7 protein-coding genes are annotated in these 8,088 nt (G+C 72.1%); 4 read left to right on the top strand and 3 right to left on the bottom strand.

Translation table 11 applies throughout. The features are described 5' to 3' along the window. Both E1264_RS36675 and E1264_RS36670 read left to right on the top strand, forming a co-directional pair. The coding region (locus tag E1264_RS36675; RefSeq protein WP_132181145.1) for a TetR/AcrR family transcriptional regulator at positions 1-537 on the top strand (537 nt) is incomplete at its 5' end. Between the two features lie 14 nt (positions 538-551). Next, complete coding sequence (locus tag E1264_RS36670; protein WP_132181143.1) at positions 552-1,415, top strand: SDR family NAD(P)-dependent oxidoreductase; 864 nt, start codon at positions 552-554, stop codon at positions 1,413-1,415. Between the two features lie 355 nt (positions 1,416-1,770). Here the strand turns inward: E1264_RS36670 and E1264_RS36665 are convergent, their stop codons facing one another. Next, positions 1,771-2,484 carry a hypothetical protein gene (locus E1264_RS36665; protein WP_132181141.1) on the bottom strand — a complete coding sequence of 238 codons (714 nt, stop codon included), beginning with the start codon at positions 2,482-2,484 and terminating at the stop codon, positions 1,771-1,773. Between the two features lie 113 nt (positions 2,485-2,597). Here E1264_RS36665 and E1264_RS36660 point away from each other — a divergent pair, with 113 nt between their 5' ends. Then, positions 2,598-4,124, top strand: coding sequence for an ATP-dependent DNA ligase (locus E1264_RS36660; protein ID WP_132181139.1), 1,527 nt, complete (start codon positions 2,598-2,600; stop codon positions 4,122-4,124). 11 nt (positions 4,125-4,135) lie between these two features. On the opposite strand, the gene E1264_RS46280 is transcribed toward E1264_RS36660, so the two are convergent. Then, positions 4,136-5,296, bottom strand: a complete 1,161-nt coding sequence (locus E1264_RS46280) for a hypothetical protein (protein WP_347813445.1) — start codon at positions 5,294-5,296, stop codon at positions 4,136-4,138. A gap of 253 nt (positions 5,297-5,549) precedes the next feature. On the opposite strand from E1264_RS46280, the gene E1264_RS36650 reads away from it, so the two are divergent. Next, positions 5,550-6,647 (top strand): PLP-dependent cysteine synthase family protein, encoded by a 1,098-nt coding sequence (locus E1264_RS36650; RefSeq protein ID WP_132181137.1) that lies wholly within the window; start codon positions 5,550-5,552, stop codon positions 6,645-6,647. Here E1264_RS36650 and E1264_RS36645 read toward each other — a convergent pair. Continuing rightward, the gene (locus E1264_RS36645; RefSeq protein WP_347813444.1) at positions 6,637-7,914 is read right to left on the bottom strand and encodes a site-2 protease family protein; all 1,278 of its coding nucleotides are present in this window, start codon (positions 7,912-7,914) and stop codon (positions 6,637-6,639) included. The two genes, E1264_RS36650 and E1264_RS36645, sit on opposite strands and share 11 nt — an antisense overlap. Positions 7,915-8,088: the final 174 nt, after the last annotated feature.

The following is an 8,088-nucleotide window of genomic DNA, read 5'->3' as shown; positions in this document are numbered from 1 at the left end:
GTGTTCGGCGAGCGCGGCTACCAGGCCACCTCCATGGACGAGATCGCCGAGCGCTGCGGCGTCTCCAAGCCGATGCTCTACGAGTACTTCGGCTCCAAGGACGGCCTGCTCGTGGCGTGCGTGACCCGCTCCAAGGCGGAGCTGCTCGACGTGACGCAGAAGGCCATGGCAGGGGCGAGCGACCCCAAGGACATCCTGTGGCGCGGCATGGTCGCGTACTTCAGGTTCGTCCACACGCACAGCAGATCGTTCTCCATGCTCCTGCGCGAGCCGCTCTCCGCGCCGCCGTCCGCGGCCGAGGCCGTGGACGCGACGCGCAGGCAGCAGAGCACGCTGATCGCGGGCGCGCTGTCCACGTTCGCGCCGTCCGCGCCCGCCAAGGTCATCGACGCCTTCACGCAGATCATCATGGGCGGCAGCGAACGCCTGGCGCACTGGCAGACCCAGCACCCCGAGGTCTCCCCCGAGGACGCGGCCCGCCATATGACCGACTTCTGCTGGAACGGGCTCAGCCCGTACCTGCCGGACGCGTCCTGAGTACGGTTGGCTCCATGCCACTCGCGCACTTCGACGGAGCGCTCGCCGTCGTCACCGGAGCCGGCAGCGGGATCGGCCGGGCCACCGCCCTCGCCCTCGCCGAGCGCGGCGCGCACGTCATCGCCGCCGACATCGACCTGGCCGCCGCCGAGCGCACCGTCACCCTCGCGAAGACGGTCGGCGCCGGAGCCTCCCCCTACGAGGTGGACGTGTCCGACGCCGCCGCGATGGAGGCCTTCGCCGCCGAGGTCAAGGAGTCCCGCCGGGCGCCCGACATCGTCGTCAACAACGCCGGCATCGCGGTCGCGGGCCCGTTCCTCGCCACCGGCCTGGACGACTGGAACGCCGTCCTCGGCGTGAACCTGTGGGGCGTCGTCCACGGCTGCCGCCTGTTCGGCAAGCAGATGCACGACCGCGTCCAGGCCCTGCCCAACAAGCCCGACAAGCCCAACTTCGGCGGCCACATCGTCAACATCGCGTCCGCAGCCGCCTACACCCCCACCCGCACGCTGCCCGCCTACTGCACGACGAAGGCCGCCGTGCTCATGCTCAGCGAGTGCCTGCGCGCGGAACTGGCGGGCTCCCGCATCGGCGTCACCGCCGTCTGCCCCGGCTTCGTCAGCACCGACATCGTCAAGAACGGCACCTACGTCGATGGCGACAGGTCGGCCAGGGAACGGTTCCGCGAGCGCGGCCAGCGGGCCCTCAGGAGGCGCAACTACCCGCCGGAGAAGGTCGCCGAGCGGATCGTCCACGCCATCATCAAGAACAAGCCGATGGTCCCCGTCAACTTCGAGGGCCACCTCCTGCACGCGGCATCGAGGGTGTCGCCCGCATCCCTGCGCCTCCTGGCCAGAATCCCCGCCCCCCGCCCCTGATCCCGGAACGGCGAGTAGTTCCACTTCGAACCATTTCTCTCAAGGTCGAAACAGATTCGAGAAAATGGTTCGCGAATACACCGCATTGGTACATGGAGAGGGTACCGAAAGGGCCGCGGAGCGAGGTCCACTCCGCGGCCCGTCGACGCGTACAGGTTGCTGACCTGGGATCTCACCTCACCCAGGACACTCCTACCGATTGCACGGTCACGTCGTCGACCTCCTCCTCCCCGGGTATCTCGAGCACGCCGACGACCTGGCACGGTCCCGGGAGCATGATCGGCGCGCCCCCTCCCCTTACCGGAACACCCTAGAAGCTATTGACAGCACATATGCCTTGATCGGCCGATTCAGGTCAGAAATGATTTAGCGCGGCGAGCACTTCGCGGGCGACGGCGGTGGCCGTGGCGATGCAGGGGCCTTCTCGCGCGTCCTGCGCGGCCCTGCCCGGCGCCCGCTCGGCGTAGGTGACGGTGAAGACCGTGTTGCGGGTCCTGGCGGTGACCTGCCCGACCACGGACGGGCGCCCCTCGTCCGCGCGGTACCAGCGGTACGCCTCGTCCCCGAGGGCCCGGTCGCGTTCGAGCCTGATCGTCCGGACGAGCCGGGCGTCGCGCGCCTGCGTCCACTGGGTGTCGTAGTAGTCCTCGGCGTCCTTGACGGGCGTCGTGGTGTAGCCGGACGCGTACAGGCGCACCTCCACCCGGAGCCAGGGGAACGCGGCGCCCGTCGGGGTGTACGTGCATGTGGTGAGCGTCGAGTTCGCGTTCTCGGTACGCGTCGCCATGGGGACGGCGCGGTCGATGGTGCCCTTCGACACCGCGCCGCAGGGGGGCGGAAGCGTGGTGAGCGTCGTGCTCTGCAGCGTTCCAACGGGGGGTGACGGGCGCACGGTCGCCTTGTCCCGGCCCCGGTCGGGCGCCAGAAGGAAGACCGCGACGGCGGCGGCGGCGAGGAGCCCGGCGGTGACGAGGACCGCGAGCCGCTTCGGCAGCCGGCGCGGCGGAGCCGGCGGTTCCGGCGGCGAGTACGGCCGGTGGAACGGTCCGGCCGGACGCTGAAGGCTCACGCCGCGCTCCTCACTCCCCCGTCCGATCACCGGTTGGGCCCCACGTCACGGTAGGTCAGCCGCGCGGGGTCTGGCCAGTGTTGATTGTCGGTGCCGGTGGACACAATGAAGGGATGCTGATAGCGGACATCACCCGGACGTCGGCGGCCGTGGCCGCCACGTCGGGCCGGAAGGCCAAGGTCGCGGCGCTCGCGGAGTGCCTGCGCGCGGCGGAGCCGGGCGAGGCCGCGATCGTGGTCTTCTACCTGTCCGGCGAGCTGCCGCAGCGGCAGATCGGCGTGGGGTACGCCTCGCTGCGGGACGTCCCGGAGCCCGCCGCGGAGCCGTCCCTGACGGTCCTGGAGGTGGACGCGGCGTTCACCGAGATCGGCGCCGTGTCCGGGCCGGGGTCGGTCGCCCGGCGGCGCGAGCTGGTCGCGGGGCTGCTCGGCCGCGCCACCCGCGCCGAGCAGGACTTCCTGATCAGGCTGCTGGCGGGCGAGCTGCGGCAGGGCGCGCTGGACGGCGTCATGGCGGAGGCGATCGCGGCGGCCGCCGAGGTGCCGTCGGCGGAGGTGCGCCGGGCGTTCATGCTGCGCGGGTCGCTCGGGCCCGTCGCGACGGCGGCCATGGCCGAGGGCGTCGACGGGCTGCGCGGGTTCGCGCTGGAGGTCGGGCGCCCGATCAAGCCGATGCTGGCGGCGTCCGCGCCGTCCATCGACGAGGCGTTCGCGAAGCTCAAGGCCGAGGCGGCCGTGGAGTGGAAGCTCGACGGCATCCGCGCGCAGATCCACGTGTCCGGGGGCGAGGTGCGGGTGTTCACCCGGACGCTCGACGAGATCACCTCCCGGCTCCCGGAGGTCGTGGCGGCGGTGGGCGGGCTGCCCGTCCGCGACGCCGTGTTCGACGGCGAGCTGATCGCGCTGCGCCCGGACGGGCGCCCCCACCCGTTCCAGGTCACGGCCGCCCGCACCGCGACCCGCACCGCCAAGAACACCGAGCCCGTGCCGCTGGCCGTCTTCCTCTTCGACGTTCTCCATCTCGATGGCGCTGACCTGCTCGACGCTCCGGGCGCGGAGCGGAACGAGGCGCTCGTGCGGGTCGTCCCCGAGGAGCTGCGGATGCCGCGCGTGATCACCGGCGACCCGGCGCGGGCGAAGGAGGTCTTCGACGAGGCGGTCGCGCGCGGCCACGAGGGCGTGGTCGTCAAGTCCCTCGACACGCCCTACACCGCCGGGCGGCGCGGCGCGGGCTGGATCAAGGTCAAGCCGCGGCACACCCTCGACCTCGTCGTCCTCGCCGTCGAATGGGGCCACGGGCGGCGGCAGGGCCTGCTGTCCAACCTGCATCTCGGCGCCCGCGACCCCGAGACCGGCGGTTTCGTCATGCTCGGCAAGACGTTCAAGGGCCTCACCGACGAGCTGCTCGCCTGGCAGACCAAGCGGCTCCGCGAGCTGGCCGTGCGGGAGGACGGCTGGACGGTCCACGTCCGTCCCGAGCTGGTGGTCGAGATCGCGTTCGACGGCGTCCAGCACAGCCCCCGCTACCCGGGCGGCATCGCGCTGCGGTTCGCGCGCGTCCTGCGGTACCGGCCGGACAAGTCCGCGGCCGAGGCCGACACGATCGACACGGTCCGCGCCGTCGCGCCCGTCATGGACTGACGCGGCCCGGGTCAGGTCGGCCGGTCGTCGAGCGCGGCCGGGCGGGCGTGATCGGGTTCCGGGGGCCGCGGCGGCGGCTCCTCCCCGGGGACGGCGCGGTCGCGGGCGGCGCGGTCGCGGGACGCGCGTTCCGGAGCGGTGCGGCGGGCCTGGCGCCTGGACACGGCGAGCGTCCGCAGGCGGGGCGCGCCCTTGCCGCGTGCGCGGGCCTCGCGCGAGCCACGGGAGTCGGCGCGGCGCCGCTCGCGTGCCGCGCCCCGCCGTTCGGGCCACGCGCCGGTCTTGCGCCCGGTGCGCGAGCCGCGGGCCGCGCGGGCGGCGGCCTTGCGTTCCGCGCGCGCGACGGCCCGGCGTTCGGCGCGCGCCGTCGCCCTGCGGAGGCGGCGGCGGGCGCGCTCGGCGGCCTCGGTGCGGCGTTGCAGCAGGTCGGGCGGGATCAGGTCGTGCCGCCCGGCGATGAACTCCTGCACCCAGATCTTGCCGCGGATGAGCGGCCGCCGGAGCCGCTTCTCCCGCCGGACGGCCCGCAGGTAGCGGCGCGACCCCTCGTCGTAGCGCCAGCGCGACCAGGGCGAGCCGGGCCGCGCCACCCGGACGGCCCCGACGATCAGCAGCGCGGGCAGGAACAGGCCGATCAGCCCGGTCCAGATCTTGCCCTTCAGCAGCGTGATCACGGCGAGCGCGAGGTTGCCCGCGAGGAACGCGACATAGCCGACGCTGAGGTCGCCGCCGCCCGGGTCGATGCCGATGCCCTCGTAGCCGAACGGCCGGACGCCGAGCAGCAGCAGCCCCGTCACGGCGATGGCGACGAACACCGCGTCGACGGACGCGCGGCCCTTCTCCGTCCAGTAGACGTCGCTGAGGTGCAGGATCAGGGCGAACTCGTCCAGGACGAGCGCCGACCCCATCCCGAACACGACGGCCGCGACCAGGTCGAGCCGGACGTGCTCGTCCGGGACGGCGAGGCTGGCGACCCCGCCCGCCAGCATCAGCACGACGCCGAACACGACATGGTGGATGTGCACGTCACCGGCGGTCACGTTCCGGAACCAGCGCACGTCCGAGCGGATCAGCCGCACGTTCACCCGCGTCAGCACGAACGTGATCATGAACGCGACGAAGAACCCGAACAGCGGCAGCCGCCCGGTCTCCACGATGCGCGCGTCGAACATCTCGATCAATCTGCCCCCCGCAGCCTCCATCATGCCCGGTGACATGCGTGGATATCGTGGGACCGGGCACAGAATCACCCCGACAGCCCGGTCACGGGTCGTGCGGCCGTAGGCGCCCCGCGCCGGAGGTCGCACGACCCGCCGGTCGGGGGGCCGTTTCGCGAGACGCGCCAGCGGCTCGGGAAACGGTCCGCCGACCGTGACGGGGGTTCCAGGGGGTCGCCCCCTGGGCAAACACGAGGGGAGGGCCGCCGTGAACCGTACCGTGGACCGGTGGGATCCCACCTACCGCACCTGGGTCGCGGAGGCGATCCGGCGGGTCGACGCCGACGCCAACCGCAGCGCCGACACGCACCTGCACGTGTTCCCGCTGCCGCCCGACTGGGGCATCGACCTGTACCTGAAGGACGAGTCCGTCCATCCGACGGGGTCGCTGAAGCACCGGCTGGCGCGGTCGCTGTTCCTGTACGGGCTGGCGAACGGCTGGATCCGCGCGGACACGACGGTGATCGAGGCGTCCAGCGGGTCGACGGCGGTGTCGGAGGCGTACTTCGCGCGGCTGCTGGGGCTGCCGTTCGTCGCGGTGATGCCCGCGTCCACGAGCCCGGAGAAGATCCAGCTGATCGAGTTCTACGGCGGGCGCTGCCATCTGGTGGCCGACCCGTCCTCGATCTACGACGAGTCGCGGCGCCTCGCGGCCGAGTGCGGCGGCCACTTCATGGACCAGTTCACCTACGCGGAACGTGCCACGGACTGGCGCGGCAACAACAACATCGCCGAGTCGATCTTCGAGCAGCTGCGGCTGGAGCGCTTTCCCGAGCCGTCGTGGGTGGTGGTCGGCGCGGGCACCGGCGGGACGTCCGCGACGATCGGCCGGTACGCCCGGTACCGCCGGTTCCAGACGCGGCTCGCGGTCGTCGACCCGGACGGCTCGGCGTTCCACGGCTCGTTCGCCGACCGCGACCCGGACCGGACCGCGGCGGGCTCCCGGATCGAGGGAATCGGCCGGCCCCGCGTCGAGCCGTCGTTCCTGCCCACGGTGATCGACCGGATGATCCAGGTGCCGGACGCGGCGTCCATCGCCGCGATGCGCTGGACGAGCGAGGTCAGCGGGCGCGACGTCGGCGGCTCCACCGGCACCAACATGTGGGGCGCGGCGGAGCTGATCGCCGAGATGCGGGCGCGCGGCGAGCGCGGCAGCGTCGTCACGCTGATCTGCGACGGCGGCGAACGCTACACCGGCACCTACGGCTCGGACGCCTGGCTCGCCGAGCAGGGCCTCGACATCGAGCCGTACCGGGCCGCGCTGGACGACTTCCTGAAGACCGGGAAGCTGCCCGCTATCCCGTGACGCGGACGGGGTTGAACAGGTCGGCGTAGATGAGCAGCCCGCCCATGACGATGAGGACGACCGCCATCACATAGGTCACCGGGAGGGCCTTGGCGACGTCCACGTACCCGGGATCGGGCCTTCGGAAGATCTTGGCGAACAGCTTCTTGATCGCTTCCAGCAGGGCGCCGGCGATGTGGCCGCCGTCCAGCGGCAGCAGCGGGACGAGGTTGAACATCCCGACCGCGAGGTTCAGCGACCCGAGCAGCATCACGAAGAAGGCGACCTTCTGGGTCCCGTCGATGCGGTCGTCGGCGGCGAACTCGCCGCCGATCCGGCTGACCCCGACGACGCCGATCGGGCCGTTGGGGTCGCGCTCCTCCCCGCCGAACGCCGCGTTCCAGACCCCGACCATCTTCTGCGGCATCCGCACCAGCGCGCCGGCGGTGCGCGCGGTCAGCTCGCCCATCGTGCTCGCGACCGCGCCCGGCCCCTGCCGCTCGACCGCGCTGCCGGGGGTGATGCCGAGGAACCCGACGTTGACGACCTTGTCCTTGTCGTCGAGGTCGCGCAGCTTGTTGCGGGTGATCGGGACGTCGAGCCGCAGGTCCTTCCCGTCGCGCCGGACGGTCATCGGGACGGTCCGGCCACCGGCGTCGCGGATCTGCTCCTGGAGTTCCCGGTAGTCGTCGATCTTCGTGCCGTTGAAGGTCACGATGCGGTCGCCCGGCCGCAGCCCGACCTGGTGGGCGGGGGTCGGCTGCGCGCCCGCCGGGCAGTCCTTGAGTTCGGACTGGCTCGCCGGCACGACGCACTTGGAGACCGTGTTGACCACCGGCTGGTCGCGGACCGTGCCGATGCCCATCAGCAGGATCGAGAAGAACAGCACGGCGAGGAGCAGGTTCATCGCGGGCCCGCCGACCATGATCAGCGCCTTCTGCCACCACTTCTTGGCGTAGAAGACGCGGTCCTCGTCGCCGGGCCTGACCTCCTCCAGCGCGGCGCCGCGCGCGGACTCGATCAGCCCCTGGAACGGGCCGGTGCTGGCCTGCCGGACCTGGCCCGGGGCGTCGCCCTTGCGCGGCGGCAGCATCCCGATCATGCGGACGTAGCCGCCGAGCGGTATCCACTTGATCCCGTACTCGGTCTCGCCGCGCCGCCACGACTTCATCGTGGGCCCGAACCCGACCATGAACTGGGTCGTCCGCACCCGGAACAGCTTGGCGAACGAGAAGTGCCCGAGCTCGTGCAGGGCGATGGACACCAGCAGGCCGAAGAATATGATCAACGCTCCAGCCAGGTAGGCCATGCGGCTTCGCCCTCCGGTCCTCCACCCCGCTCACCGGGGGGTGATCTCCAGCCAACCAACTCAGACTACGTTAACGCCGCCCGTCCGGTTTAATCCCGGCGGAGGAACCCTCCCCCCGTGCGGGCGCGACGGCAGGGGGGTCGGTAGGGGGAC

Origin of the sequence: Actinomadura sp. KC216 (genome assembly GCF_004348535.1) — a bacterium.
GTDB lineage: Bacteria > Actinomycetota > Actinomycetes > Streptosporangiales > Streptosporangiaceae > Spirillospora.
Note: the sequence above shows the minus strand (reverse complement) of the source record. Positions and strands in the feature narration are given on the sequence as shown.